Annotated in this window: 24 protein-coding genes and 3 tRNA genes; 17 read left to right on the top strand and 10 right to left on the bottom strand. The window is 64.9% G+C overall.

Features of this window, described 5'->3' with window-relative positions; translation table 11 throughout:
* Positions 1-16: 16 nt before the first annotated feature.
* From ispD to BN3560_RS01665, 4 genes are all read left to right on the top strand, one after another.
* Entirely contained in the window at positions 17-724 is a 708-nt protein-coding gene (gene ispD, locus BN3560_RS01680) for a 2-C-methyl-D-erythritol 4-phosphate cytidylyltransferase (protein ID WP_096226781.1), read from the top strand.
* Positions 717-1,433, top strand: a complete 717-nt coding sequence (locus tag BN3560_RS01675; protein ID WP_096226779.1) for an SDR family oxidoreductase — start codon at positions 717-719, stop codon at positions 1,431-1,433. Before ispD ends, BN3560_RS01675 begins: the two co-directional genes overlap by 8 nt.
* A gap of 714 nt (positions 1,434-2,147) precedes the next feature.
* Positions 2,148-2,774 (top strand): type IV toxin-antitoxin system AbiEi family antitoxin domain-containing protein, encoded by a 627-nt coding sequence (locus tag BN3560_RS01670; RefSeq protein WP_157780529.1) that lies wholly within the window; start codon positions 2,148-2,150, stop codon positions 2,772-2,774.
* Positions 2,775-2,777: 3 nt separating this feature from the next.
* A complete protein-coding gene (locus BN3560_RS01665; RefSeq protein ID WP_096226776.1) occupies positions 2,778-3,671 on the top strand; it encodes a nucleotidyl transferase AbiEii/AbiGii toxin family protein in 894 nt (297 codons plus the stop codon).
* 286 nt (positions 3,672-3,957) lie between these two features.
* On the opposite strand, the gene BN3560_RS01660 is transcribed toward BN3560_RS01665, so the two are convergent.
* Positions 3,958-4,188 carry a hypothetical protein gene (locus BN3560_RS01660; RefSeq protein ID WP_096226775.1) on the bottom strand — a complete coding sequence of 77 codons (231 nt, stop codon included), beginning with the start codon at positions 4,186-4,188 and terminating at the stop codon, positions 3,958-3,960.
* Positions 4,189-4,543: 355 nt separating this feature from the next.
* Between BN3560_RS01660 and BN3560_RS14955 the strand changes: the two genes are divergently transcribed.
* Together BN3560_RS14955 and BN3560_RS01645 are read left to right on the top strand one after the other, a co-directional pair.
* Positions 4,544-4,786, top strand: a complete 243-nt coding sequence (locus BN3560_RS14955; RefSeq protein ID WP_096226773.1) for a type II toxin-antitoxin system prevent-host-death family antitoxin — start codon at positions 4,544-4,546, stop codon at positions 4,784-4,786.
* The gene (locus BN3560_RS01645) at positions 4,776-5,081 is read left to right on the top strand and encodes a type II toxin-antitoxin system RelE/ParE family toxin (RefSeq protein WP_096226772.1); all 306 of its coding nucleotides are present in this window, start codon (positions 4,776-4,778) and stop codon (positions 5,079-5,081) included. The genes BN3560_RS14955 and BN3560_RS01645 overlap by 11 nt, the downstream gene beginning before the upstream one ends.
* 17 nt (positions 5,082-5,098) lie before the next feature.
* Here BN3560_RS01645 and BN3560_RS01640 read toward each other — a convergent pair whose 3' ends face one another.
* Complete coding sequence (locus tag BN3560_RS01640) at positions 5,099-5,713, bottom strand: flavodoxin family protein (protein ID WP_096226771.1); 615 nt, start codon at positions 5,711-5,713, stop codon at positions 5,099-5,101.
* A gap of 119 nt (positions 5,714-5,832) precedes the next feature.
* Between BN3560_RS01640 and murI the strand changes: the two genes are divergently transcribed.
* The 4 genes from murI to BN3560_RS01620 all read left to right on the top strand — a co-directional run bounded on the left by murI (position 5,833) and on the right by BN3560_RS01620 (position 8,478).
* Positions 5,833-6,774 (top strand): glutamate racemase, encoded by a 942-nt coding sequence (gene murI, locus BN3560_RS01635; RefSeq protein ID WP_096226769.1) that lies wholly within the window; start codon positions 5,833-5,835, stop codon positions 6,772-6,774.
* A gap of 97 nt (positions 6,775-6,871) precedes the next feature.
* Positions 6,872-7,486, top strand: a complete 615-nt coding sequence (gene rdgB, locus BN3560_RS01630; RefSeq protein WP_096226767.1) for an RdgB/HAM1 family non-canonical purine NTP pyrophosphatase — start codon at positions 6,872-6,874, stop codon at positions 7,484-7,486.
* A 208-nt stretch (positions 7,487-7,694) separates the two neighbouring features.
* Positions 7,695-7,771, top strand: a tRNA-Pro gene (locus tag BN3560_RS01625).
* A 188-nt stretch (positions 7,772-7,959) separates the two neighbouring features.
* Positions 7,960-8,478: a DUF4256 domain-containing protein gene (locus BN3560_RS01620; RefSeq protein ID WP_161959446.1), complete on the top strand. Its 519-nt coding sequence runs from the start codon at positions 7,960-7,962 to the stop codon at positions 8,476-8,478.
* Positions 8,479-8,491: 13 nt separating this feature from the next.
* Here BN3560_RS01620 and ligD read toward each other — a convergent pair whose 3' ends face one another.
* Complete coding sequence (gene ligD / locus BN3560_RS01615; protein ID WP_096226764.1) at positions 8,492-11,062, bottom strand: DNA ligase D; 2,571 nt, start codon at positions 11,060-11,062, stop codon at positions 8,492-8,494.
* 93 nt (positions 11,063-11,155) lie between these two features.
* Between ligD and BN3560_RS01610 the strand changes: the two genes are divergently transcribed.
* Positions 11,156-11,229, top strand: a tRNA-Gly gene (locus tag BN3560_RS01610).
* Between the two features lie 130 nt (positions 11,230-11,359).
* Here the strand turns inward: BN3560_RS01610 and BN3560_RS01605 are convergent.
* Both BN3560_RS01605 and BN3560_RS01600 read right to left on the bottom strand, forming a co-directional pair.
* Positions 11,360-11,602, bottom strand: coding sequence for a glutaredoxin family protein (locus BN3560_RS01605; protein WP_087192277.1), 243 nt, complete (start codon positions 11,600-11,602; stop codon positions 11,360-11,362).
* A gap of 443 nt (positions 11,603-12,045) precedes the next feature.
* Positions 12,046-12,121: transfer RNA gene (locus tag BN3560_RS01600), tRNA-Arg, on the bottom strand.
* 537 nt (positions 12,122-12,658) lie between these two features.
* Here BN3560_RS01600 and arcA point away from each other — a divergent pair.
* The 4 genes from arcA (at position 12,659) to BN3560_RS01580 (ending at position 17,807) form a co-directional block, all read left to right on the top strand.
* On the top strand, positions 12,659-13,876 hold the full coding sequence (gene arcA / locus BN3560_RS01595; RefSeq protein ID WP_096226762.1) for an arginine deiminase: 1,218 nt from the start codon (positions 12,659-12,661) through the stop codon (positions 13,874-13,876).
* A 180-nt stretch (positions 13,877-14,056) separates the two neighbouring features.
* On the top strand, positions 14,057-15,052 hold the full coding sequence (gene argF / locus BN3560_RS01590; protein WP_087190961.1) for an ornithine carbamoyltransferase: 996 nt from the start codon (positions 14,057-14,059) through the stop codon (positions 15,050-15,052).
* Positions 15,053-15,079: 27 nt separating this feature from the next.
* On the top strand, positions 15,080-16,033 hold the full coding sequence (gene arcC / locus BN3560_RS01585) for a carbamate kinase (protein ID WP_087190960.1): 954 nt from the start codon (positions 15,080-15,082) through the stop codon (positions 16,031-16,033).
* Positions 16,034-16,184: 151 nt separating this feature from the next.
* Positions 16,185-17,807 carry a YfcC family protein gene (locus tag BN3560_RS01580; RefSeq protein WP_096226761.1) on the top strand — a complete coding sequence of 541 codons (1,623 nt, stop codon included), beginning with the start codon at positions 16,185-16,187 and terminating at the stop codon, positions 17,805-17,807.
* A gap of 131 nt (positions 17,808-17,938) precedes the next feature.
* Here BN3560_RS01580 and BN3560_RS01575 read toward each other — a convergent pair whose 3' ends face one another.
* A complete protein-coding gene (locus BN3560_RS01575; RefSeq protein WP_087190958.1) occupies positions 17,939-18,376 on the bottom strand; it encodes a GNAT family N-acetyltransferase in 438 nt (145 codons plus the stop codon).
* Positions 18,377-18,600: 224 nt separating this feature from the next.
* Between BN3560_RS01575 and argS the strand changes: the two genes are divergently transcribed.
* On the top strand, positions 18,601-20,328 hold the full coding sequence (gene argS, locus BN3560_RS01570; RefSeq protein ID WP_096226760.1) for an arginine--tRNA ligase: 1,728 nt from the start codon (positions 18,601-18,603) through the stop codon (positions 20,326-20,328).
* Between the two features lie 165 nt (positions 20,329-20,493).
* On the opposite strand, the gene BN3560_RS01565 is transcribed toward argS, so the two are convergent.
* Positions 20,494-22,539, bottom strand: a complete 2,046-nt coding sequence (locus tag BN3560_RS01565) for a Na+/H+ antiporter (protein WP_096226759.1) — start codon at positions 22,537-22,539, stop codon at positions 20,494-20,496.
* A 117-nt stretch (positions 22,540-22,656) separates the two neighbouring features.
* Entirely contained in the window at positions 22,657-23,232 is a 576-nt protein-coding gene (locus tag BN3560_RS01560; protein WP_087190950.1) for a DUF1836 domain-containing protein, read from the bottom strand.
* Between the two features lie 164 nt (positions 23,233-23,396).
* On the opposite strand from BN3560_RS01560, the gene BN3560_RS01555 reads away from it, so the two are divergent.
* Positions 23,397-24,251 carry a DegV family protein gene (locus tag BN3560_RS01555; RefSeq protein WP_096226757.1) on the top strand — a complete coding sequence of 285 codons (855 nt, stop codon included), beginning with the start codon at positions 23,397-23,399 and terminating at the stop codon, positions 24,249-24,251.
* 15 nt (positions 24,252-24,266) lie between these two features.
* Here BN3560_RS01555 and BN3560_RS01550 read toward each other — a convergent pair whose 3' ends face one another.
* Together BN3560_RS01550 and BN3560_RS01545 are read right to left on the bottom strand one after the other, a co-directional pair.
* Positions 24,267-25,685 carry a sensor histidine kinase gene (locus BN3560_RS01550; RefSeq protein ID WP_172623273.1) on the bottom strand — a complete coding sequence of 473 codons (1,419 nt, stop codon included), beginning with the start codon at positions 25,683-25,685 and terminating at the stop codon, positions 24,267-24,269.
* A 2-nt stretch (positions 25,686-25,687) separates the two neighbouring features.
* Positions 25,688-26,437, bottom strand: coding sequence for a response regulator transcription factor (locus BN3560_RS01545; RefSeq protein ID WP_197702162.1), 750 nt, complete (start codon positions 26,435-26,437; stop codon positions 25,688-25,690).
* Positions 26,438-26,445: the final 8 nt, after the last annotated feature.

Below are 26,445 nucleotides of genomic sequence, written 5' to 3'. Positions count from 1 at the left end.
GGATGAAAGGACGGACATGAAGGACAAGATCGGCCTCATATTGCTCGCGGGAGGAGTGGGCAGGAGAACGCAGCGCAAGGTGCCGAAGCAGCTGCTGCTCGTCGGCGGAAAGCCCATGCTGGTCCACTCGCTTGAGAAGATCGAGGACATCCCCCAGATCGCGAGCGTTGTCATCCCCTGTGCTGACGAGGCGATCGAGAAGACCAGGTACGTGCTCGACGCATGGGGCTACGATGGGGCGAAGTACCGCATCGTCGAGGGCGGGGCGACCCGGCACGAGTCCGTGTCGGGGGGCCTGTCCAGCCTTTCGGGCTGCGACTACGTGATCATCCACGAGGCGGCGCGCCCGTTTGCGGCCAAGGCCGACTTCCTGCGGCTTGTGGAGATCGAGGACCGCAATGCGACCCTGGGCGTGCCGATCCCCTTCACCGTGGCGGAGGTCGACAAGACCGGCAATCTGAGCGGGGCCCTCGACCGCTCCGCCTTGGTCAACGTCCAGCTTCCCCAGATATTCGAGTACGCGACGCTGGCCGCCGCGCATGAGAAGGCGGCGCAGGCGGGAAGGCAGTACACCGAGGACGCGAGTCTTTTGCACGACCAGCTCGGAGTTGCCGTTCGCATAGTGGAGGGCAGCGCAACCAATATAAAAATCACCTACCCGTCCGATTTGGTGATCGCGGAGTCCATCTATAGGAGCTTTGTGATAGGAGGGGCCGATGACTAGCAAAGGGGCCTGCATCGTCACTGGGGCGAGCCAGGGGATAGGCCGGGCAACCGCGATAGCTCTGGCGGCCAAGCGGGAATACTCGTCGGTCATTCTGGTATCGAGAAACCTAGAGAAGCTGGAGGAGACCAGAGCCCTGGCGGGCAACCCCGACAATATGTTCGCGGTTCCGTTTGATCTGGAGGAGTTGGAGGGAATTCCTGCGATGGTCTCCTCCGTCGTGGAGGATCATGGGGACGTTGACCTTCTGGTGAACGTCTCGGGCTATGCGGATCCGAAGCCCCTTTTCGAGACGGATGCCCGCTCGCTGGAGAAAACCTTCCGAGTGAACGTCTTCGCCCTTACCCTGATGTGCCGGGAGGTCGCCAAGAACATGCGCGGCCATCGACATGGCAAGATCGTAAACATCGCATCTACCGCAGGCAGCACTCCGCGTCCGGGGTGGATTTCCTACTCGTCGTCGAAAGCGGCGGTCATCTCCGTCTCCCAAACCCTGACTGCCGAGCTTGCAGAATACGGAATTAAGGTGTACTGCGTGTCTCCGGGACGATGTGCGACGGATCTGCGCAGGAAGCTTGCGCCGGAAGAGGATCCTGCAACCATTATGCAACCCGAGCATGTCGCGGAGATAATCGCTAATCTGAGCGGAGATTCAGGGAATGCATTGGATGGGCAGGATATTGTCGTTCGCTATCAGCCAAGGGCCTGACAGGTTGGTTCTGCCGAGCAATGCGCTGCGCTCAGCATTAAATGTTGATCAGTGATCTTGAACGATTCTGAACGGCAATATGGGTAGAAAACCACGATAATCAACTCGCCATAAGGCAAATCATTGTAGAGTGCCCACTTCTTTGACAACCAAATCCCCTGGTCAAGCCCGAATCTTGCCACAACTTTCAACGCCCTGGACGGATCGGTTTTTCACAGGTTCGATTGTCGGCGCCCCTTGGGCGCATCTAGGCATGTCCACCAGTTTCTCCCGGCTCAGCAGCACAGCTTTACTCAAGAGCCTCGCACTTCTCTCGTGCGCTCCCGACGCCTGGAGCCTTTGACCCTCGAACTTCGCGTCACGCACCGACAACTCCCATTGTGGGGCAGCGGTGGGAGGGCGCACCATCTCGCTATAGCGCGAGGCGCATCGCCCGACATTGTTTAGAGGCGGGGGGATTTCCAGAACTCGAAAGAAAGGTGGAGGAGGCAGTGTAAATGGCTGAAATCGAAACAATCACCCAAGTTATTGAAAGAGACGAACCGAGCCGGTAGCAGGCGTTCTCTTGCCTGCGCGTCTCGCACCGCTGCTCGCGAATTCGGATCAGAACACAGCATGACACCGAAGAAGAACAGCTGATCGCACGCTTGTCCCTCGGGTTGCTTCATGCTTGGATTGTTGCACTTATTATGCTACAATCCAAGCATGAAAACCATGGAAGCAATAAAGAAGCTCAACGGCATCTCGGCTTACCAGAAGGGCTTGTTCACCTCCCGACAGGCGAAAAGGCTGGGCGTGGAGCGCTACGTCCTCTCGCGCCTCGAGAAGGGCGGCTCCGTCGAGCGGGTGGCCAGGGGCGTGTACCGCATGGGCGGCGCGCCGAGCCTGCGCGAGGAAGAGGTCCTCGCCGCCTGGCTCTCGCTCGATCCCGGGCGCGAGCCGGGGGCTCCGACGGACTCAGCCCGCGTTCCCATCGCAATGGGCGCGACCGCGGCGTGGCTGCAGCAGCTCGGGGAGGTCGGCCCCGAGCCGCTTGAGTTCTGCACGGCCGAGAGGAAGCAGACGCAGCGCGACGGCCTCACGGTGCGGAAAAGGGCCATCGACGACGAAGACGTGGTCTACGCGAGCGGCGTCCCGGCCACGTCGCCTGCACGTACCGTGCTCGACCTGATCGATTGCGGCGAGGACCTGAGCCTCGTGGCGAGCGTGCTGCGAGACGCCCTCGGAAAGGGCCTCGTCGCCGATGTGCGAAGGCTCGCAGACGAGGTCGACTTGCGAGGCAAGAAGGCTGGGATCCCCAAAGGCGAGAGTCTTTACAAGCTGATGGCGGAAGGCGGGTAGCGAATGGCTTTCGAAAGTGCGGAGCAGTTCGACCGGGCCGCGAAGAAATCCGTCAAGGAGTCGGGGCGCGACCCCGGGACGGCGTATCGGGAGATGCTGAGGGATCGTTTCCTCTGCCGCGTGTTCGGTGGCGCCGACGGCAAGTTTGTTCTGAAGGGTGGAAGCGGCCTGCTCGCGCGCATCCCCGACGCCCGGGCGACGAAGGACATCGACTTCGCGACGAGCTCGCGGGAGAGCGCCGAGACAGCCCTTCAGGCGCTGAACGCCCTCGCCGCAAGGGATTTGGGCGACTTCTGCTCCTTCAGGCTCACGGACAGCGAAGAGTCCCTCGACGAGAACGGCTATTCGCGCCTGCTCAAGCTGCGGTACGCAAGCTTCATCGGCGACGAGGAGAAAGACCCCATCCTCATCGACCTCTCGCTCGACTGCTCGACCACCTTGCCGCCGGAGCTCGTCTCCCCGGCCAATCGCGTGAGGATCGAAGGCGTCGAGACGTGCGACTATCTCGCCTATCCTTTGCCCGACCAGCTCGCCGACAAGCTGTGCGCCATCATGGAGCTGCAGCCTGGAGGCTGGCCGTCGTCGAGGATGAAAGACCTCGTCGACGTGGTGACCTACGCGACCCATGAGGGCTTCTCCCTACGTCAGCTTGCAACCGCCATCGAGAGCGAATGCGGGAAGAGGGGCATGGCGGTTCCCAAACGCTTCGAGGCTCCTTCGATCTGGCGGCCGCGCTTCGCTGATTTCGCGAAACGAAACGGCGTTTCTCGGGATTTCGCGACGTTCGACGCGGCGGTGAAGCTGGCGGCTGGGTTCTTCGATCCCGCTCTCTCCGAGAGCGCTGCAGGAGATGCCGAATGGAGCTGCACCGATCTTGGGTGGAGGCGGACATCGTAGAGTGACCACTTCTTTGACAACCAAAATCCCTGATCAGGACCGAGCCGAAGAGCTGCTCATTGAAGAAAACCCGATGCTCTCATCTCGTTCTTCTCGCGATTGATTGCATTGGGCCAGGTAAAGCGCATCGAAAAGGAACCCTTCGTCACCCTTTGGTATCGCAGCCAAACCTGTTGACGGACTTCGAAAAGGAACTTGCATGCTTGCTCGATGCCGAGGAGGCATCAATCGATTGCATTGCAATTTTGCAGGTATCGATCAGGGGCCATGATACCGATCACACATGCTATTCGTGGCTGATCGCCAGCTCGTTATCGATAATCTGACGACTGGCCTCGACGGTAAGCGAGCAGTACTCGAGCAGGCAGGAGATGAGCGCGACGGCTTCCGTATCGGCCATTCCGCTTTTGGAGAGCGCCATTGCGAGCGCCGAGGTCCCATCGAGTGTCATCTGCACGTTGCGCAGCTCGTCGAGGGCCTCTAGCTGCGTTGTTATAACGGGCTTTTGCCGATACATCCATTCTCCTTTGAATGCCTGAACGAGCAGAGAATACCACTTATAACGGGGTATTTCAATCGAAGCATTTGTGAGTGAGCGTCTCGACAACCATTGCCCGGCTCTCAAAAGGCGTACCGGGAACCATGGACACCATCTTGCGCATCTGCGAGCGATTCGACGTGCAGCCGGGGGACCCCGGGCTGATGCGGGCAGTGAGCCTTTTCCGGACGGAAGCCTCGCGAGCCTCACGAGATTGCGGTTGCAGCCAGAGTCTCCCCCAACGTTGACGTTACGCCCTATGCTGATAAGCTAGAGGCCGCAATTATGGCCCGAGAGGAGACGGCAATGACGGTTTGCGTTCCCATAAAGGGATTTGAAGAATACGGCGACGTTTTCCAAGCTTGTCGAGAGTTCGCCGGATCCGGTTATCGTTACGAGGAACGGTCGGGAGTCTTTTGCCGTCATGACGGTAGAGGAGTTGGATGCGCTTCGCCTGGAAGCTGCTCGCGCTCAGTTGTATCGGGACGTGGACGAAGCCGAGGATGATTTCGCCCACGGCCGGATGACGGAGGCGAGCGAGTCACAAAGAAGGGCGCGCGAGCGTTATGGCCTATGACGTAGTTTGGTCGCTCTCGGCTGAACAGGGCAGAGATAGGATAGTAGAGTATCTGCTCTATGATCTGACCTCACTCCAAGCTTCAAGTCTTGTGCTCTATGAGCTTGATAAAATGACCGATCTACTTAGTGATAAGCCGGAGTTCTTCGCCCTATCGGCCGAACCTCGGCTTGCACGCATGGGATATCGCAAATACCTGTTCATGAGGTATATGGCGCTTCACCGTGTGGAGGATCACACGGTGAAGGTTGGCCGCATTTTCTATACAGCGCAGAATCACGCCCGGCTCGTGTAGGCCGGGCGTTTCGCTCTTTACCTGATGAAGTTCGTCATTACCTTGGGCTCCACTTCGGGGGCCGGCACCTGGGCTGTGGCCTTCAGCAGCCAGGCCATGTTCCTGCCCAAAACGCGCATGATCTGCAGGCCCTCGGCGTCCTGCGCCACGTCGTCGGCGGTCTTGCCGTGGACCATGGGCCAGTAGTTCGACGAGACCACCGGCATACAGCTGATCTGGAAGTACTTGTTCACCTGGTCGATGGCGGGCGTCGTGCCGGCGCGGCGGGCGGAGGCGACGGCGGCCGCGGGCTTGAAGCGCAACCGCGCGCTCGCGGCGTAGAACATGCGGTCGAGGATGGCCAGCAGGGCGCCGTTCGCGCCGGCGTAGTAGACGGGCGTGCCCACCACCAGGCCGTCGGCGGCCTCGGCCTTCGCTATGAGTCCGTTCACCACATCGTCGTCGAAGATGCAGCGGGCGTCGCCGCGCTTGGCGCAGCCGCCGCAGCCGAGGCACCCGCGCACGGGCTCGCGGCCGATCCAGGCGATCTCGGTTTCCACGCCCTCGGCCTCGAGCGCGCCGGCTACCTCGGCCAGTGCGGTGTGCGTGCAGCGTTCCTCGTTCGGACTTCCGTTGATCAGCAGGACTTTCATGGGGGTGCCTTCCTCTCGCGTGGTCGTTCCTGTTTTGCTCATGTTCCAGATTAGCAGAAACTATGGCAGCCCGGTACCGATGGCGAACAATGGCTGGGGCCTTACGTTATACTGGCCGCATGGACGACATGCAGACAACCTTCCCGGTATCCGGCGCAACCGCGGTGCCATCCTCGGCCCCGGAACCCACGGCGCCCGCGCCCACCTTCGACGACGCGCCCATCGGCGTGTTCGACTCCGGGTTCGGCGGCCTCACCGTGGCGCGCGAGCTGGCGAAGGCGCTTCCGCGGGAATCCATCGTGTACCTGGGCGATTCTGCGCGGTGCCCCTACGGGCCGCGCACGCTGCAGGAGGTAGACGGCTTCGTGCAGCAGATCGGCGGCTGGCTGGTGGACCGCGGTGTGAAGATGGTGGTCATCGCCTGCAATACGGCCACGGCGGCCGGGTTGGCGCACGCGCAGAGGACGTTCCCCGTGCCGGTCATCGGCGTGGTGGAGCCGGGCGCGCGGGCGGCGGCGCACGCCACGAGGAACAACCGCGTGGGCGTTGTGGCCACGAAGGCCACGGTGGAGTCGAACGCGTACACGTTGGCCATCCGGCACCTGGACGCCGGCATCACCGTGTTCTCCACGGCCACGCCGCGCTTCGTTGAGATTGCCGAGCAGGGCATCCGCATGGCGGAAGGGCCGCTGGAGAACTATACGTCGCTCGCGTCGAAGGTGTACATCCGCCCGGCGTTCGAGGAGATCGCGCGCGAGTACCTGGAGCCGCTGCGGCGCGCGGGCGTGGACACGCTCGTGCTGGGCTGCACGCATTTCCCGCTGCTCAAGGCGCTGATCGGCGGGGTTATGGGGCGCGAGGTCACGCTCATCTCGTCGTCGACGGAGGCAGCGCGCGACGTGGCCGAGATCCTGGCCCGCCGCGGCGCCTATGCGCGCGTCGACCACGAGGCGCGCTACGAGTTCTACACGACGGGCGACGACCTGGAGGAGTTCCGCGGCTTCGGAAGCCGCGTGTTCCGCGAGCCTATCGACACGGTGGCGCACGTCGACCTGGCTTGACGGTGCCGCAGCGAGGAACGCGCGGAGTCCAGGCGGGCAGTAAAAACGACGACGCACCGTGGCTTGCCATGGTGCGCGGCAGGGAAGGGGAACCGATATGAAGACGGTGGTGCTGGCCACGAACAACGCCCACAAGGTGGCGGAGATCGCCACGGCGCTGGACTTCCCGGGTTGGGAGTTCCGCACGCTGCGCGAGCTGGGCATCGAGTCCGACCCGGCGGAGGACGCCGACACGTTCGAGGGCAACGCGCGCATCAAGGCCCGCGCGGCGCACGAGGCCTCCGGCGGGCTCGCGGCGCTGGCTGACGACTCCGGCCTGGTGGTGGACGCGCTCGACGGCGCACCCGGCGTGCACTCGGCCCGCTATGCCGGCGAGCCGTGCGACGACGCCGCGAACAACGCCAAGCTGCTCGCGGAGCTGTCCGACGTGCCGGACGCCGAGCGCACCGCCCGCTTCGCAAGCACGCTCGTGTTCGTGGACGAGGACGGCTCGGAGATCGTGGCGGAGGGTGCGGTCGAGGGCCGCATCGGGCACGAGGGACGGGGAAGCGAGGGCTTCGGCTACGACCCGCTGTTCCTGCCGGACGTGTTCGGCGGCGCCCGCACGCTCGCCGAGGTCGACCGCGACGAGAAGAACGCCGTGTCCCACCGCGGCAACGCCCTGCGCCAATTGCGAGCGAAGCTCGAGGAAGCCGGCGGCGCCAACGCCTAGGGCGAGGCTAGGCTAGGCCATCCGGCAATGCCGGCGAGCGCTTCGGCGGGCGGGATGCCGTCGGCTCCGAGCCGCGCGACCCCTTTTCCGCCTTCTGAGCAGAGTGCGCTTGGGAGCGCGGAGAAGATGCGGAGACGCCGGAAACGTCGATGAAGCCGCTGTCGCCATGACGGCGGCTTCTGCTATAATGACCCCTGCTGTTCAGCGTCGGGGCGTGGCGCAGCTTGGTAGCGCGCCTGCTTTGGGAGCAGGATGTCGCAGGTTCAAATCCTGTCGCCCCGACCATTCCCTCTTTCAATCATCACCAATCTACTTCGACTTTCCTTGGCGTATGGGGCCTGGTTTTGCGGTCCGGCAACGTTTTGGGTTTGCGGCAGGGCGTCTCGTACCATGCAGGCCAACAGACAAACGCGGCGGTTGGAGTTGCCATGGAGCATAGGGATGGGCGAGGAGCGGAAGAGCGGGGCGGGATCATGCAGGTGTTGGAGAGCCGGTTCGCGCAGCATCCCGAGCGGCATCCAGGCGTCGACTGGGATAACGTGCGGGCTCGCCTGGAGGTGCAGCCAGGGAAGCTGCGCGTGTTGCAGGGTATGGAGAACACCGCCGGCGAACCCGATGTCGTCGATGTCGACGAGCGTACGGGAGGGCTCGTCTTCTTCGACTGCTCGCCCGAGAGCCCGATCGGTCGGCGCAACCTCTGCTTCGACGATGCGGCCCTTGCTGCGCGCAAGCGGAACAAGCCGCGCGGCAGTGCCATGGGCGAAGCCGAGCGGCTGGGCATCGAGCTTCTGACGGAGGGCCAGTACGCCCTGCTGCAGAGCCGCGGCGAGTTCGACCAGAAGACGTCAAGCTGGCTTGCCACGCCAAAGGACGTGCGACAGCGCGGCGGCGCCCTCTTCGGCGACCGGCGGTTCGGTCGCACGTTCGTCTACCACAACGGCGCCGAGTCGTACTACGCCGTCCGCGGCTTCCGTGGCCGCCTGTGCGTTTGAAACGCCCCCTGCGTCACCCCAGCCCCTGGTCCACGTCGAAGTAGCCCTTCCAGGGGTCGGGGGCGGCGGCGCGTGCGAGGGCGGCTTCCAGGTGGATGGCGTCGGGGGCTACCGTGTCCAGCTCGTCCCAGGCGAGGGGGGCCGACACGGGCGCACCCGACCTCGCGCGCAGGGAGTAGGGGGCCACGCTCGTGGCGCCGCGGCCGTTGCGCATCCAGTCGATGAATATCTTGCCGTTGCGCTTGGCCAGGCGCACGTTGCTGGTGTAGCGGTCGGGCCACTTCTCGGCCATCACCTGCGCCATGCGGCGCGCGAACTGGCGGAACGCGTCCCAGGACGAGGCGGGCTCGAACGGCACCACCACATGGTAGCCCTTGCCCCCGCTCGTCTTCAGGAACGACGTGAGCGACAATTCGTCCAGGAGGCCCTTAAGGTCGCGCACGCCGCGGCGCACCTGCTCGAGGTCGAGGCCCTTGTCGGGATCGAGGTCGAACACCATCGTGTCGGGGTGCTCGAGCTCGTCCACCCGGCTGCCCCACACGTGGAACTCCATGGTGTCCATCTGCGCCTCGGACACGAGCCCCGCGGCGCTCTCCAGGTAGAAGTACTCCTCCGTCCCGCCGTCGCTTGCAGGGACGTCGATGGTGACTATCCCGGAGCTGCCGGGACCCGGGTGCTTCTTGAAGAAGCAGGCCGAGCCCACGCCGCGCGGGCAGCGCACGATGCTCAGGACGCGGCCGCCCACGTAGGGCAGCATGCGCTCGGCAACCTGCGCGTAGTACCTGACCATCTGCTCCTTCGTGATGCCGCTCTCGCCGAACATCACCTTGTCGGGGTTCGTGACGGTCACGCCGTCGATGACGAGGCCGCTTTTCCTGCTCGCGGTAACCATGGGATGCTCCAATCGGTCGGGGGAGTGCGGATCGGACGACGGCCACGCGGAAGGGCTCGCCGCCGCTTGCGGGGATGCCGCCTGTTGGCGGGCGGCTGCCGGCTCCACGCCGTCCGCGGCCGCCGTGGCAGGGGAGGGCCTCGCGTCATCGTCGGCGGGCCCGTCCTCGTCCGGTTCCTCGCGCCGCACGGCGCGCGGATCCTTGTCGGCGCGCAGGCCCAGGTAGCTGGGGTGGCGCAAGAGCCCGTCCTGCGTCCATTCGGCGAATCTGACCTCGGCTACCAGCTTCGGCTCGAGCCAGGCCGCCTGCTCGTGCGGTCGCGGCTTCGGCGGGTTCTCGAACGGCGCGTCGGCGCGCTGCAACCCCTCGAAGGCCTCCTCCAGCTCGTGTGCCTCGGCTGCTCCCAGGCCCGATCCCACGCGGCCGACGTAGCAGAGCCCGCCGCCGTCGTAAGCGCCCAGCAGCAGCGAGCTTACGCCCGTGCGGTTCTTCTCGGAACGCGTGTAGCCGCCGACGACGAATTCCTGGCGATGGTCGCACTTCAGCTTGATCCAATCGCCGTTGCGCACGCCGCGGTAGGGCGCGTCGGCGCGCTTGCCCACCACGCCCTCGAGGCGCAGCTCGCAGGCGGCGCGCAGGCTGTCCTCGCCGTGCCCGCGCACGTGGCTGCTGTAGCGTACGTCGGCGGGCGCGCCTTCCAGCAGCTGCTCGAGCGCCTCCTTGCGCTCCAGCAGGGAGCGGTCCCGCAGGTCAGCACCGTCAAGCGCCAGCAGGTCGAACACGAGGTAGGCAGGCTGCGGGCCGTCGGGGTTGCGCAGGAAGTTCTGCAGGGCCTGGAAGTCGGTGCGACCGTTCGCGTCGATCATCGCCACCTCGCCGTCCAGCACGAACGCGCGGCCGGCGGACCAGTCGGCAAGCTCGTCGGCGATGGCGGGGAAATGCCCGGTGTAGTCCTTGCCGTTGCGGCTGACCAGACGCGCGCGGTTCTCCTCCACGAACGCGAGCATGCGGTAGCCGTCGTATTTCACCTCGTACAACCACCCGTCGCCCTTCGGCGCCGAGGCCACGAGCTTCGCCAGCTCCACGTCGGCCCGTTCGAAGGGGTTGCGCGCGAGCCGCCCGTCGCCGCCGGACGCTATCTCGTCCATGGTGCGGCCCGTGCGCACGCTCGTGTCATAGCCGGCGATGCCGGGTTCGGCCTGCACGTGCCCGTCCTTCTCCTTGATGAGGAGCCAGTTGTCTCCATGCTCCCCCGGCTTGGGCTTCAGCCGCACGAGCACCCAGGCGCCTTTGAGGCGCCGGCCGTCCAGCGCGAACTTCAACTCGCCGTCGCGCAGGCCCGCGTCGACGTCGCCGAGCGGCTCCCAGAACCCCTCGTCCCAGAGCATCACCGTGCCGCCGCCGTACTCGCCCTGCGGGATGGTTCCCTCGAAGTTGCGGTACTCCAGCGGATGGTCCTCCACGTGCACGGCAAGCCGCTTGTCGTGCGGGTTGTACGAGGGCCCCTTGGGCACCGCCCAGCTCAGCAGCACGCCGTCCCATTCCAGGCGCAGATCGTAATGGTCGCGGCGGGCCAGGTGGTGCTGCACGAGGAACCGCAGGCGCTCCGCGGGCTCGCCGGGCTCGCCTTCCGGCTCGGCGGTTCGGTTGAAATCGCGCTTCTCGTTGTAGGCGCTCAGCTTCGCGGGCACGGCGGATACCTCCGCATCTTCCGGGTTTTACTTGGATGCTCGATATTCTCGCTCGCAGGGGGCCATCTTGCGGTACAATAATCGCCGCGTTACGCGGGTGTGGTTCAATGGTAGAACCTGAGCCTTCCAAGCTCATGACGCGGGTTCGATTCCCGTCACCCGCTCCACGGAAACACGACGGCCCTACCAATTGGCGGGGCCGTTTTCGATTGCCGGGGTTGGGGGATTGGCGCAAGCTGGATTCGGTCTGGCTCGACGCAGGGCGCTTGGTAGCTTGGGTTTCGCGGTATGCCGCGCTCAGCCTGCTTTCCCGCGCAGGTAGGCGATGATGTCGTCGGACTCGTACATCGGCTTGCTGCCGATGACGAGGCAGGGAACCTGCTTCTTGCCGCCGATGTGGATGAGGTCGTTCTGGTTGCCGGGCTGGAGCGTGTCGCGCATATCCAGGTTGATCTTGTTGTCCTGCATGAAACGCAGCACTTTCTGGCAGTAAGGACACGATTTCTTGTAGTACAGGGTGTGGTCTTCCAGATAAGGCATAGACGTTCCTTTCCTCATCGCTCGAGCAAGCGGCCTCGACGATATATATGAACGGAAACTTTATCATAGGCGAGCAGTCCGATTTGTTTGCAGCCGAGGGCCAACTTGTTGCCGAGCGGTTTACTTTATTAAGATAAAGCAAAGGGGCGTCCGCCCCTTTGCGAGGGATGCGCACAGGACGGCATACGGCGGGGGGCCGGGGTGGAAGCCGAGGGCTGGGCGGCCTGGAAACCGGAGCTGGCAAGCTGCATGGCTGTCGCGTCGGTGCGGCGCGCGTCGGCGGGTGCGCCGCGAGAAGGGGTGCAAGGTTTCGGCAGGGCAGAGGATCGGAAACCAGATGGCAAAAAAATTCTCAAAAATACAAAACTTATGATATACTTTAAAATTTTTTCAAACAGGCATAAAAAAAGCCGCCTTCCGAGGGGGAGGCGGCTGGTGATTCCTGGTGCGCCCGGCAGGACTCGAACCTGCAACCGACGGATTAGAAGTCCGTTGCTCTATCCATTGAGCCACGAGCGCGTTTGCTTCGGCATCGGTATTATACCGTAAAACGCGCGCGTGCATCCTGCGGAGCCGAGAAAGGCCGACGAAGCCCCCTCTGTGGAGAAACCGCACGTGAAAACCTCGTTTCATGCGAGCTTCACCAAGTGGAAGAGCGGAAGCCCTCGCCGTGTCCGCCCAGCAGGCGGCCCATCGATGAGCCGTTTGCGCTAAGAATGCATCTTTGGCCTCGTTTATGCATTCCCATTTATCAGCGTGTCGCAGGGTGGGGGGACGGTCGCCCTGCAGTCGGGTCGAAAAAGCGCTGTTCCGTTCGATTTACCGCTCCGTCGCAGTAAAGTGTATGTGAAGAAAATGTGAATAAGAGGTCATCTAAAAGCAACCGTTCACCGAAAAAGCACCCGATATCAAACGGGGTCCGGTTTTGTTGCGAAATTGTGGTTGCAATTCGAATCGAACCGTGCGATTTTGGGGTCATCGAGCGGGCAGACGGTGCGCAACGGATGCCCTCGAGGCCGAAAATCTGGAAAATGCATAAAGAAAAGGAGGGTTGCAATGGCTGGTGTCAACGTTAAAAGCGAGATCAAGCCTTTAAAGCGAGTCCTGCTGCACCGCCCGGGCAAAGAGCTTCTGAACCTGACGCCGAACACGCTGGAAGAGCTGCTGTTCGACGACATCCCGTTCTTGAAGGTCGCCCAGGAGGAGCATGACGCGTTCGCCCAGGCTCTGCGCGACAACGGCGTGGAGGTCGTGTATCTCGAGGATCTCATGACCGAAGTGCTCGACCAGAACCCCGACGTGCGCGAGACTTTCCTGAAGCAGTTCATCGAGGAAGCCGGCATCCGCACCGACCGCTACCAGAAGATCATCTTCGACTACCTGAACGACAACTATCCCGAGAACAAGGACCTCGTGCTGAAGACGATGGAGGGCATCAACCTCACCGAGCTCCACACCGACAAGTCCAACTCGCTGGTGGATCTCGTGTCCGAGGCCTCCAAGATGGTCGTCGCCCCCATGCCGAACCTGTACTTCACGCGCGACAACTTCGCCATGATCGGCAACGGCGTGTCCATCAACCGCATGTACTCCGTCACGCGCAACCGCGAGACCATCTACGGCGAGTACATCTTCAAGTACCACCCGGACTTCAAGGACGTCCCCCAGTACTACAGCCGCTACAACACGTTCCACATCGAGGGCGGCGACATCCTCAACATCAACGACCACGTGCTCGCTGTGGGCATCTCGCAGCGCACCGAGCCCGACGCCATCGACGCGTTGGCGCATAACATCTTCAACGACGAGACCAGCCCCATCGACACCATCCTGGCGTTCAACATCCCGAACAACCGCGCCATGATGCACCTCGACACGGTGTTCACCCAGATCGACACGGACAAGTTCACCATCCATCCGGGCATCATGGGCCCGCTGACCGTGTTCGAGATCACCCCCGAGGGCGAGGGCATCAAGGTCAAGGAGATGACCGGCAAGCTCGAGGACATCCTCGAGAAGTACGTCGGCATGCCGGTGGAGCTCATCCCCTGCGGCGGCGGCGACCGCATCGCGGCCGAGCGCGAGCAGTGGAACGACGGCAGCAACACGCTGTGCATCGCCCCCGGCACGGTCTGCGTGTACGAGCGCAACGACGTGACGAACAAGGTGCTCGAGGAGAAGGGCATCAAGCTGATCGTGATCCCCTCCGCCGAGCTGTCCCGCGGCCGTGGCGGCCCACGCTGCATGAGCATGCCCATCTGGCGCGAGGACTAGCAGCGCCGGGGCCCGGGGCGCACCGGGCCGCAACCCTTTGTCTTTCCAGCGGAGAGGGGAGCCCCGAGGCGGGTTCCCCTCGAAGGCTGAAAAGAGGCGGGCGGTTTCAACTTGGCGACGCCCGCCTGCACGGTTCACACGGTAGGAAAACTTGGCAAAGAACGACGAAAGGAATGAATCATGCCCACGAGCCTGAGCGGACGCAACTTCCTGAAGCTGCTGGATTTCACGCCTGACGAGATCCGCTACCTCATCAAGCTGTCCAAAGAGTTCAAGAACCTGAAACTGACGGGTACCCCCCATCGCTACCTCGAAGGCAAGAACATCGTCCTGCTGTTCGAGAAGACCTCCACCCGTACGCGCTGCGCGTTCGAGGTGGGCGGCATGGACCTCGGCATGGGCGTCACCTACCTCGATCCCGGCAGCTCCCAGATGGGCAAGAAGGAGTCCATCGAGGACACCGCCCGCGTGCTCGGCCGCATGTACGACGGCATCGAGTACCGCGGCTTCTCCCAGGAGATCGTCGAGGACCTGGCCGCCAACGCCGGCGTGCCGGTGTGGAACGGCCTGACCAACGAGTTCCATCCCACGCAGATGATCGCCGACATGCTGACGGTCGAGGAGAACTTCCCGCAGGGCCTCAAGGGCCTGAAGTTCGTGTTCATGGGCGACGCCGAGAACAACGTGGCGAACTCGCTCATGGTCGTGTGCGCGAAGCTGGGCCTGCACTTCGTGGCCTGCGGTCCCGAGGCCCGTATGCCGAAGGCCGACCTCGTGGCCCAGTGCCGTGAGGTTGCCGCCGAGACCGGCGCCACCATCACGCTGACCGAGGACGTGAAGGAGGCCTGCACGGGCGCCAACGTCATCTACACCGACATCTGGGTGTCCATGGGCGAGCCGGCCGAGCTCTGGGCCGAGCGCATCAAGCTGCTGGAGCCCTACCGCGTGACGAAGGAAGTCATGGCCATGGCCTCTCCGGACGCCATTTTCATGCACTGCCTGCCGTCGTTCCACGACACCAAGACCACCATCGGCGCCGAGATCGCCGAGCAGTTCGGCGTGACCGAGATGGAGGTCGAGGACGCGGTGTTCGAGTCCACGCAGTCCAAGGTGTTCGACGAGGCCGAGAACCGCATGCACACCATCAAGGCCGTCATGTACGCCACGCTCTCCTAAGCACGAGCTGGAGAAAGGAGACGAACTATGGCATACCAGAAAGGCGAAGGCAAGTCCGTGGTCATCGCGCTCGGCGGCAACGCCCTGGGCAACACGCCCCAGGAGCAGCTGGAGCTGGTGAAGAACACGGCCGAGCACATCGTTGACATGGTGGCCGAGGGCATCAACGTCGTGGTCTCCCACGGCAACGGCCCGCAGGTCGGCATGATCAACAACGCGTTCGACTACGCCTCCACGCATGACGGCAAGACGCCGGCCATGCCGTTCCCCGAGTGCGGCGCCATGAGCCAGGGCTACATCGGCTACCAGCTGTCGCAGGCCATCCTGAACGATATGAAGCGCCGCGGCATCATGCGCTCCACGGCCTGCATCGTGACGCAGACGGTCGTCTACCCGGAGGACCCGGCGTTCCAGAACCCGACGAAGCCCGTGGGCGCCTTCCTCACCGAGGAAGAGGCCATGAAGCGCGCCGAGGAGACCGGCTACACCTACAAGGAAGACGCCGGCCGCGGCTGGCGCCAGGTAGTGGCCTCCCCGAAGCCGCAGCGCATCGTTGAGTTCGACGCCATCAAGGACCTCATGGACGACGGCTACATCGTCATCTCCACGGGCGGCGGCGGCGTTCCGGTCATCGAGAAGGACGACAGCTACCATGGCGTGCCGGCCGTCATCGACAAGGACCGCTCCAGCGCCAAGCTGGCCGCCGATTTCAAGGCCGACATGCTGGTCATCCTCACGGCCGTGGAGAAGGTGTGCATCAACTTCAACACGCCCGAGCAGCAGGAGCTCAACTCCATGACGGTTGCCGAGGCCCAGAAGTACATCGAGGAGGGCCAGTTCGCGCCCGGCTCGATGCTGCCGAAGGTCGAGGCCTGCATCGAGTTCGTGCAGCAGCATCCCGAGGGCAAGGCGCTCATCACCTCGCTCGAGTGCGCTGCCGACGGCCTGAAGGGCAAGACGGGCACGGTTATCACGGCCTAGTGTTTTACCTGCGGCGGCGGACGCGCAAGCGTCTCGCCGCCGCAGGAGGGGTATCCGCGTGCCGGGCGGTTATGCTTCCGGCCGGTACGTTCAAGAGGTTTCTCGTTCGCCAAACGTATTCACCTCGATCCTCTTCAAAGGAGGGGTTCTCATGACCGAGAAAGCGAAGGAAAAAAGCAAGAAGAAGCGATCTATATCATCGTTCACCATTTTGCTCATCATGCTCGTTGCACTTGCTCTGATCACGGTGGCCATGTCTTTAGCCGGTGTTGAGGGAGTCGAGGGCGCAACCATCGCCAACGTGGCGACGGCGCCCGTCAAGGGCTTCACCGATGCGCTTCCCGTGTGCCTGTTCGTGCTGATCCTGGGTGGTTTCCTGGGGATCGTGACCGAGACGGGCGCGCTGGATGCCGGCATCGCCGCACTGGTGAAGAAGCTCAAGGGCAACGAACTCGTGCTCATACCGATCCTGATGTTCATCTTCTCCATCGGCGGTACGACGTACGGCATGTGCGAGGAAACGGTTCCGTTCTACCTGCTGCTGGCGGCCACTATGGTGGCGGCCGGCTTCGACAGCGTCGTCGGCGCGGCGGTCGTCCTTCTGGGCGCCGGCTGCGGCGTGCTCGGCTCGACGGTCAACCCGTTCGCGGTCGGCGCGGCGGTCGACTCGCTGTCCGGCAGCGGCATCGCCATCAACCAGGGCACCATCATCCTGCTGGGCATCGTGCTCTGGCTCGTGACGCTGGTAATCTCCATCATCTTCGTCATGCGCTACGCGAAGAAGGTCAAGGCCAACAAGGGCTCCACCATCCTGTCGCTGCAGGAGCAGGAGACCATGAAGGCCGAGTTCGGCGAGGCGCAGCAGGAGGCGGTCGACGCCGAGGCAAACCCGAACCAGAAGCTCATGACGGGCCGCCAGAAGTGGGCGCTCATCGTGTTCGCGCTCACGTTCGTGGTCATGATCATCGGCTTCATCCCCTGGGGCGACTTCGGTGTGGAGATCTTCGACGCCGGCGCTGCAACCGAGGAGGTAACGACCCAGGTCAGCGGCGACGATATCTCTGCGACGTGGGCCGATGCCGCAGATGCGGGCGCGGCTGAGGGCGAGCTCACGTTCAACGGCAACGTGACCGGCACGGTCACCGCCGAGGAGCAGGTCTCCGAGGGCTGGTCCGCGTTCCTCACGGGCCTGCCGCTGGGGCAGTGGTACTTCGACGAGGCTTCCACCTGGTTCCTCATCATGGCGCTGATCATCGGCGTGGTGGGCGGCGTGTCCGAGAGCCGCTTCGTCAAGGCCTTCATCAACGGCGCGGCCGACATGATGAGCGTCGTGCTGATCATCGCGCTCGCCCGCTCCATCACGGTGCTCATGGGCGAGACCGGCCTGGACATGTGGATCCTCAACAATGCGGCCAACGCGCTGAACGGCCTGTCGGCGATCATATTCGCCCCCATGTCGTTCCTGCTCTACGTGGTGCTGTCGTTCCTCATCCCGTCGTCGTCCGGCATGGCCACGGTTTCCATGCCCATCATGGGCCCGCTGGCGAACTCGCTCGGCTTCTCGCCCGACGTGATGATCATGATCTTCAGCGCCGGCAACGGCCTGGTGAACCTGTTCACCCCCACGTCCGGCGCCATCATGGGCGGCCTGGCGCTTGCTAAGGTGGAGTACTCCACGTGGCTTAAGTTCGGCGGCAAGCTGTTCATCGTGCTGGGCGTTGCCTGCATCATCATCCTCACCGCGGCGATGATGCTCATACCAGGCGCCGCGTAACGTCGGCTGCACTGGGCTGACGCATCGCGCGCTCGCGACGCGCTTCGGGAATCCCCCGCCTCGGCGGGGGATTCCTTTATAGGTGCACGCATGCGTTTCGCGCAGACCGCCCGCCCTGCGCGGATTCCGCCCTACAGCGCCTTCCGCATCCAGACGTGCTCCACGTGCTCGTCCAGCTCAACGGGGCCGTACTGCTCGTAGCCGCGGCGCTCGTAGAACGGGGTCACGCGGCACTGGGCATGCAGGTGCATCTCCGTGGCCCCGGATTCGCGTGCGAGGCGCTCGGACTCGGCCAGCAGCGCCGCGCCGAGGCCGTCGCCGCGCGCCTCGGGCAGCACGGCCAGGCGGCCGAACACCCAGCGGCCGGGCTCGTCGGGGTGCTCGGGGTCGGGGAACGTGCGCGCGCAGCCCGCGAGCGCGCCCTCGGCGTCGTAGAGGGTCACGTGGAGGGTGGCCGGGTGCGCATCGAGGCTGTCGAACTCGTTCGCGAAGCCCTGCTCCTCCATGAACACGCGCGTGCGCACGATGCGCGCGTCCGCGAAGTTTCCCTGCTCGAACCGGTATTCCATGGCTTTTCCTTTCCGTAAGGTGCAGGCGTCTACGATACCACAGGGCGCACGACGGGCGGGGCGCGCTTAACCGAACCTGCTTTTTGCGAGGTCATGTGTGCTTTTTCTGCATAAGCAGCCACGCCTTGTCCGGGAGGCGCCGCGCGGGTCCTCCGTGCGGGCAAAAGGTGGTAGAATCGACCGATATGCAACCGTTTGGATATCGGACAGGAAAGATGCGCACCATGCAAATTCGCGAACAACTTGAACAGCTGATCGACGCGGCCGTCGCGGCTGCGTGCAAGGACGGATCGCTCGAGCTCGAGCAGGCTCCCGAGGCGGCGCTTGAGCGTCCGCGCGACGAGGCCAACGGCGACTGGGCGTCCACCGTGGCCATGCGCTCGGCCAAGCTCGCCAAGAAGAACCCGCGCGAGATCGCCCAGATCATCGTCGACCACCTGCCGGAGAACGACCTCGTGCAGAGCGTGGAAATCGCCGGCCCCGGCTTCATCAACATCCGCCTGGCCCCGTCGGCCCTGCAGGGCGTGGCCGCCCAGGCGCGCGCCGAGAAGGGCGACTTCGGCCGCGGCACCATCCCGGAGGGCGAGCGCAAGATCAACCTCGAGTACATCTCGGCGAACCCGACCGGCCCCCTGCACGTGGGCCACGGCCGTTGGGCCGCGCTCGGCGACGCCACGGCGCGCGTCATGCGCCACGCGGGCTACGACGTGTTCGAGGAGTTCTACATCAACGACGCCGGCACGCAGATGGACAACTTCGGCGAGTCGGTGGCCGTGCGCTACCAGCAGCTGCTCGGCCGCGACGTCGAGATGCCCGAGGCGTGCTACGCCGGCTCCTACGTGAAGGACATCGCGCAGACCATCATCGACGAGGACGGTGACGTGTGGCTCGACGCCGACCCGAAGGAGCGCATGGAGAACTTCCGCGAGCGCGCCTACGCCTACGAGCTGGCCGAGCAGCACCGCGTGACCGAGCGCTTCGGCACGACGTTCGAGTGCTGGTTCAGCGAGCGCAGCCTGTACGTGCCCGACGAGACCGGCAAGAGCGCGGTGGACCGAAGCCTCGAGGCCATGGACGAGAAGGGCTACATCTACGTAAAGGACGGCGCCACCTGGTTCAAGTCGAGCGCGTTCGATGACGAGAAGGACCGCGTGCTCATCAAGGCCAACGGCGAGATGACCTACTTCATGAGCGACGTGGCGTACCACTACAACAAGATGGAGCGCGGCTTCGACCACCTCATCAACATCTGGGGCGCCGACCACCACGGCTACATCGCCCGCTGCGAGGCCATGCTGGCCGCGTGGGGCTGGCCGGGCGCGCTCGAGATCATGCTCGGCCAGCTGGTGAACCTGTTCCGCGACGGCGAGGCCGTGCGCATGTCCAAGCGCACCGGCGAGATGATCACGTTCGAAGAGCTCATCGACGAGGTGGGCGTGGACGCGACCCGCTACCTCATGCTGGCAAAGTCCTCCGACCAGCCCATCGACTTCGACATCGAGGTGGCGAAGAAGAAGGATGCGTCGAACCCGGTGTACTACGTGCAGTACGCGCATGCCCGCATCTGCTCCATCCTGCGCAAGGCGGCCGACCCGGCCGACGCCGAGGCCGCGGAGGCCGGCGAGATGAGCATGGACGAGCTGGCTGCGAAGGTGATTCCCGCCGACGTGGACCTCTCGCCGCTCACGCACGAGTCCGAGCTCGCGCTCATGCGCAAGATGGACGACTTCGGGCCGCTCGTGGCCCAGGCCGCCCGCGACCGCGCCGCGTTCCGCCTGACGCACTACGCGCAGGACCTCGCATCGCTCTTCCACTCGTTCTACACGAACTGCCACGTCATCGGCGAGGAGGAGGCTGTTACGAACGCGCGACTCGCGCTCGTCGACGCCACCCGCATCGTGCTGGCGAAGTCGCTCGACCTCCTGGGCGTTACCGCTCCGGCGAAGATGTAAGCACGACGCACCGGCGATTCGAAGGGCCGCCCGCGGGCGGCCCTTTTGCGTGTGGGTGGTCGGGGCGAGACAAGGGGACGGGGATAATGTCTCATTCCGGAACGCCTTCGAAGCTCGTTAGGCGCAGGGGAATGAGACATTATCCCCGTCCCTTGTCTCGCCCCATCACACGTTGTCCTCCAAATCCACCTGCATCAGGTACACGTTCTCGCGCAGGCGCTTCGCGGAGGCGCGGCAGAGGTCGCCCTCCTCGTAGCGGGTCTGGATCTGCTCCAGCTCCAAGCGCAGCCCCAAGCGCTCCACGTCCGTCGCCAAGGCGCCGGTGCGGGTGAGCGCGGTGATGGAGGGGTTCGCGTTGCGCAGCATCGAGATGGTGCGCTGGTACTCCATGACCAGCGCGCTCACGTCTTCGGCCGGCTCGTTGCACTCCGGCGAGGTCAGCATGGCCTGCAGCTTCGCGATCACGTGCTCGGAGCCCTTGATCTGCAGCTCGCGGATGGCCTGCGTGCGCTCGGTGGGGCTCACGCCGGGCAGGCCGCTGAGCAGGCGGTGCCATCCGGTGCGGGCCAGCGCGCGCATCCGCAGGTAGGCGTTCTGCAGCGACCAGCGGCCCGCATGGTGCTTCAGCAGGTTCTCTATGTGCGCGAGGCGGCTTAGGTACTGGTAGCCCACGATGGGGTAGACCTCCTCGGCCTCGATGAGCTTCAGCACGTAGTCTTGCTCCCAATCGAGCGCGCGCAGCCGCAGGGCGGTGTTCGGCTCGTCCAGGATGTCGTTGCTGTTCTTGATGCGCGCGATGCGCTGGTTGTACGAGTGGATGACCGTCTGCGTGGCCGTGCGGTTCTCGGGTGTCTGGCGCGCGGCCAACTCCTCTATCACGGAGCGCAGTATCTCCAGGCTCACCTGCGTCTCGTCGCAGCGCAGATCCTCGTCGGTCGGGGGCTTCTTCGGCGCCAGCAGCGGCACCACGAACGTGGCCAAGAGCAGCGTGACCACGATGACGCCGCAGGCCAAGAATATGATGAGTTCCCGCTGGGGGAAGGCCACCACGCCGCGCAGCGGGTCGAGGTACGTCACCGGTATGGTGAGCACCACGGCCAGCGTGATGGTGCCCTTCGGCCCGCCCAGCGCCATGACCAGCGACGAGCGCACGTCGGCGCGCCATCCCGGCCGCTGGCCCTCCGGCGCGCGGTGCGAGTGGTAGCGCTCCATGGCGAGCAGCCACACGAAGCGCACCGCCACGTAGATGAGCGTGAGCAGCAGGATGTAGCCGATGAGCACGCCGTTGTCGATGCTCACGTCGTCCCAGGTTCCCTGCATGGCCTTCGGCAGCTGCGTGCCCAAGAACACGAACACGATGCCGTTCAGCGCGAACGACAGCACGCGCCACACGCTGGACGACACGATGTTCATGCGCGAGATAGAGGGCCCGATGGTGCGCGGCGATATGACGTTCACCAGGCCCGCCGCCACCACGGCGATGATGCCGCTCGTGCCCAGCTGGTTGGCCACGAGGTACACGATGAACGGCGTGAACACCTCGAACAGCACGTGGAACGTCGTGTTCTCGAGGCCCCACGAGCGCACGCGCCGCACGAGGAAGTTGCCCAAATACCCCAGCGCCAAGCCGATGGCGATGCCGCCGAAGAAGCTCACGACGAAGTCGAGCGAGGCGTTCAGCAGCGAGAACGTGCCCGTGGTGGCCGCCGCAAGGGCGAACTGGAACGCCACGATGCCCGAGGCGTCGTTGATGAGCGACTCGCCCTCCAAAATGCTCTTGTCGCGCGGTGCGATGTCCGTCTCCTTCGAGAGCGACGCCACGGCAACGGCATCGGTGGGGCCGAGCGCAGCTCCCAGCGCGAAGGCGGCGAACAGGCCGATGGAGGGCTCGAGCCATTCGACGGCGAACCCGATGATAAGGGCGGTGACCACCACCAGGCCGATGGCCAGCGACAGCACGGGCCGGCGGTTCTTCCACAGCGCGCCCTTGTCCACGTTCTTGGCCTCGTCGAACAGGAGCGGCGCGATGAACAGCACGAGGAACAGGTCGGGGTCGAGCGTGATGTTGATCTGCGAGGGGGCGAACAGGGCGATGAGCAGGCCCAGTCCGATCTGGATGAGCGGGGAGGACACTTTGGGGACAAGCTGGTCGATCACCGAGGAGAGCAGGACGGCCGCGAGCATGAGCAGTGCGAGCACGAGTGCCTCCACCGATCGCCCTCCTTACGTTGCGTTGCTTTCCGGGATGCCGGACCGAAAGGCCGGCCCCTTTATTGTAACCGACCGTCGAGCGGGGGCGCCCTTCAAAGGCGAGGGTTTTTCATGTGGTTACGCAGGCCCTGCAACGCCTTGCGAGTCATTTCCCCCAGCGGGCTCCTCCCGTATGAGAGCGACGCTGGCCTTGATGTGCAGCGTGTAGGCCACGGCTGCCGTGGACGCCAGCACCAGGTCGCGCTCGAAGTCGCCAGGCGCATCGCCGCTGGCAAGGCCCTGGGGGCTGGCGGGGCGGGTTCCGAACAGTGCGCGGACGGCCGCCTCGAACGCATCGCAGTAGTAGTCGTAGGCCACGCCTGTGTCGAACGTTGCTATCTGGCGGCGAATGAGGAGGTCGATTTCCGAGAGCGAGAATGTCTGCTTCAGCGTGCAGATGACCACGAGGTAGGCCACGTGGTCACGCGAGTACTTCTTGCCGGCCGCCGCCGCCAGCACGCCCTGCTTCACGTAGTTGTTCACCATCGAGCGCGTGATGATCTTCTCGTCGGGCTGGTAAAGGGGTGCGAGCGTTTCCTCGAGGAAGCCCACGAGCTGGTCCATGTACAGGTCGATGCGAGGTATCTCCCCGTAGCGGGGCAAGTGCAGCTCGAGAAGCCGCTGGGCGTAGGGCGTTGCGCTGACGTCTTTCATGGGCCGTGCCTTCCGGTTCGAGCGCTTTTTGCGGGTCGTATCGGGGGAGCATAGCAAGAAAGGGTTTCTGCGTCAATTACTACAACTTGTTGACATGGTGATAAAAAGCACGTAATCTAGTTTTTAATACAAGATAGAGAAGCACCCGATCGAAAGCAGGCCCCATGGACTCTTCCCGCATCGCGCTCGTCGTTGACTCGTGCACGGACGTTCCCCCGGAGGACATCGAGCGCTTCGGCATGTACGTGGTGCCGCTGCAGGTGAACTACCGGGACGAGACGTTCCTGGACAAGGTCACCATCACGCCGCAGCAGGTATACGACCGCTTTGCCGAGGAGGTGCCCACCACGTCCACGCCCACGCCGGCCGTGGCGCGCGAGGTGCTGGAGCGCGTGGTGGCCGACGGTTACAGCCAGGCCGTCGTCGTCACCATATCGAGCGGGCTCTCGGCAACCTACGACCTCATGCGCTCGGTAGCGTCGGGCGTAGCGGGGCTCGAGTGCGCCATCGTGGACACGCGCAACATCGGCATGGGCGCCGGGCTCGTGGCGCTGGCCGTGGCGCGCATGCTGGCGGACGGGGCATCGCTCGACGATGTGCGGCGCGAGAGCGAGCGCATCGTGCGCGACACGAAGGTGTTCTTCTGCGTCGATACGTTGGAGTACCTGCATAAGGGCGGGCGCATCGGCAACGTGACGTACGCCGTGGGCAGCATGCTGGACATGCGGCCGGTCATCACCTGCAACGAACAGGGCGTGTACGTGACGGTGTCGAAGGCGAAAGGCCGTCGCCAGTCGCTCAAGAAGGCCATGGCGTGCGCCGAGAAGTTCGCGTCGCGGTTCCCGCGCTGCACGATGGCCGTGGTGAACGGCGACGCCGCCGAGGAGGCTGCTGCCGTGCGCTCCGAGCTGGGGGAGCGGGTCGGACATGCGGACGCCTGGTACGAGGGCCAGATCAGCCCGGTGCTCGTGGTGCACACCGGCCCCGGCCTCATCGGCATCGGCGTCTGCGGGGCGTAGACCTCCCGGCGCCCGTCACGCCAACGGCAGCAGGACCTCCACGACGAAGCCGCGTCCCGGCTCGCTCTCCAGCGCGATCGAGCCGCCGTGGGCGCGGGCGATGCGGTCCACCAGCACGAGGCCCAGGCCGTGCTCCTCGCCGTAGGAGCCGGCGGCGCTGCGGGCAGTGCGAGCGCGCGCCAGGCGCGCCTCGAGCGCGGCAAGCTCCTCGGGTGCGGCCCCCGCGCCGTCGTCGGCCACGCGGATCGCGGCGAGCCCCTCGCGCGCCGAAAGCGTCACCGCCACGTTGCAGCCGCCCTCGTTGTGCAGGCGCGCGTTGGCGATGGCGTTCTCCACGGCGCGCGTGATCAGGCGCTCGTCGCCCAGCACCACGGCCTCAGCAGCGCCCTCGGCCACCTCGAGGTCGAGGGGATGCAGCTCGTCGAGGCCCGCGTTCATGTGCCCCGCCACCACCGAGCGCAGAAGGCGCGGCAGGGGCACGCGCTCCAGCTTGAGCGGCTGCATGTCGTAGTCAAGCTGGGAGGCGGTGTTGAGGTCGGTGACGAGGTCCTTGATCTTGAGCCCCTGAGTGCGGATGAGGGCCGCCTGGGCGCGCGCGTCCTCCGGCACCCGCCCGTCGGCCGCCAGCGCGTCCGCGTACCCCAGGATCATCGACAGCGGCGTGCGGATGTCGTGCGACACGCCCCGTATCCAGTTCGCGCGCGCGGCGTCCTTCTGCTCGATGATGCCCGATGCCTCGGTGATCTGGTCGCCGATCTCGCGCAGGTCGCCCTTCAGGCGGAGCTCGGCGGCGCGGCCCTCGGACAGCGCGTCGAGTGCGTCGGCGATGGGGCCGACCGCCCTCTGCGTGCGCCGCCGCGACACCGCGTACACCGTGAAGAGTATTCCCAGGTCCACGGCGAACACGAGCAGCAGGTAGAACGGAACCATGCGTACGGTGGATGCGGGGAACGTGAGGCCCATGTGCCAGTACGTGCCCTTCGGGAAGCCCACCGCGAGCAATCCGTCGTCGCGGTTCCAGAAGAACGCCGGGTAGTCGGCGATGTTGGCGTAGTGCGCAGCCATGGCCAGCTCGTTGGGCGTGAACGACGTCGGCACGTCGTCGGGCGCGCCGTGCGACCAGGCCACCGCCCCCTCGCCGTCCACGAGGACGGCCCAGGCGCCGTGAGCGTCGAGCTCCGCGGCCCCCGCCCCGCCGAGCGTCCAGCCCTCCTCGCCGAGCGCGAGCGCGCCGTCCACGGCGCGTATCACCAGGGCGGGCGTGCCGTCGTCGAAGTTCTCGTTGGACTCGTGGAAGGCGATGACCGTGTACAGGAAGAAGTCCACCACCACGATGAGGAAGGCGAGCGCGGCGAACAGCAGCAGCTGCTTCGTGAAGAACCGCGCGAGGCTGGGGGCCCGCTTCCCGCGCCGTCCGCGCGTCCCGCCCGCCATGCTCATCCTCGCCTCACGAGCTTGTAGCCGAGCCCCCGCGCCGTGACGAGCGAGGCGGGCTTCGACGGGTTGGCCTCGATCTTCTCGCGCAGGCGGCGGATGTGCGCCATGAGCGAGTTCTCGTAGCCGAACGACGTGCCCCAGCACGCCTCGCACAAGGCGTCGATGGTGACGATGCGCCCGGCGTTGCGCGCGAGCACGCTCAGTATCTCATGCTCCTTGGCGGTGAGCAGCACCGTGCTCCCGTCCGCGCGCTCCACCTCGGCCGTGGCGAAATTCACGCGGCAGGCGTCGAGCTCGAGCGACGGGCTCTCCTCGGCGTAGCAGCGCCGGAGCACCGCGGCGATGCGCAGCACGAGCTCCTGGGGAAGGAACGGCTTGGCGATGTAGTCGTCGGCGCCCAGGGAGAGGCCGCTCACGCGGTGATAGGGCTCGTCCTTCGCCGTGAGGAACACCGCGGGCACGCGTGCGCAGGCGGGCCGCTCGCGCACGCGTGCGAGCAGGTCGAAGCCGTCCATGCCGGGCATCATCACGTCCAGCACGAGCAGCTGGTAGGCGCGCTCGGGCGAGCTTGCGCGCGCGTCGACGGCTGCGAGCGCCTCGGCCCCTGCGTGCGCGACGTCCACGCAGGCGAACCCCGCGCCATGCAGGATGGCCGCCACCATGTCGGCCAGCTCGCGCTCGTCGTCCACCACCAGGATGCGCTTGCCGCGCAAATGCTCGTCCACCATGCCGAATCCGCCCGATGCCATCTTCGCTC

It is taken from the genome of Gordonibacter urolithinfaciens, from assembly GCF_900199375.1.
Taxonomy (GTDB): Bacteria; Actinomycetota; Coriobacteriia; order Coriobacteriales; family Eggerthellaceae; genus Gordonibacter; species Gordonibacter urolithinfaciens.
The sequence above is the reverse complement of the archived record's forward strand: the minus strand, read 5'-3'. Positions and strand labels throughout refer to the sequence as shown.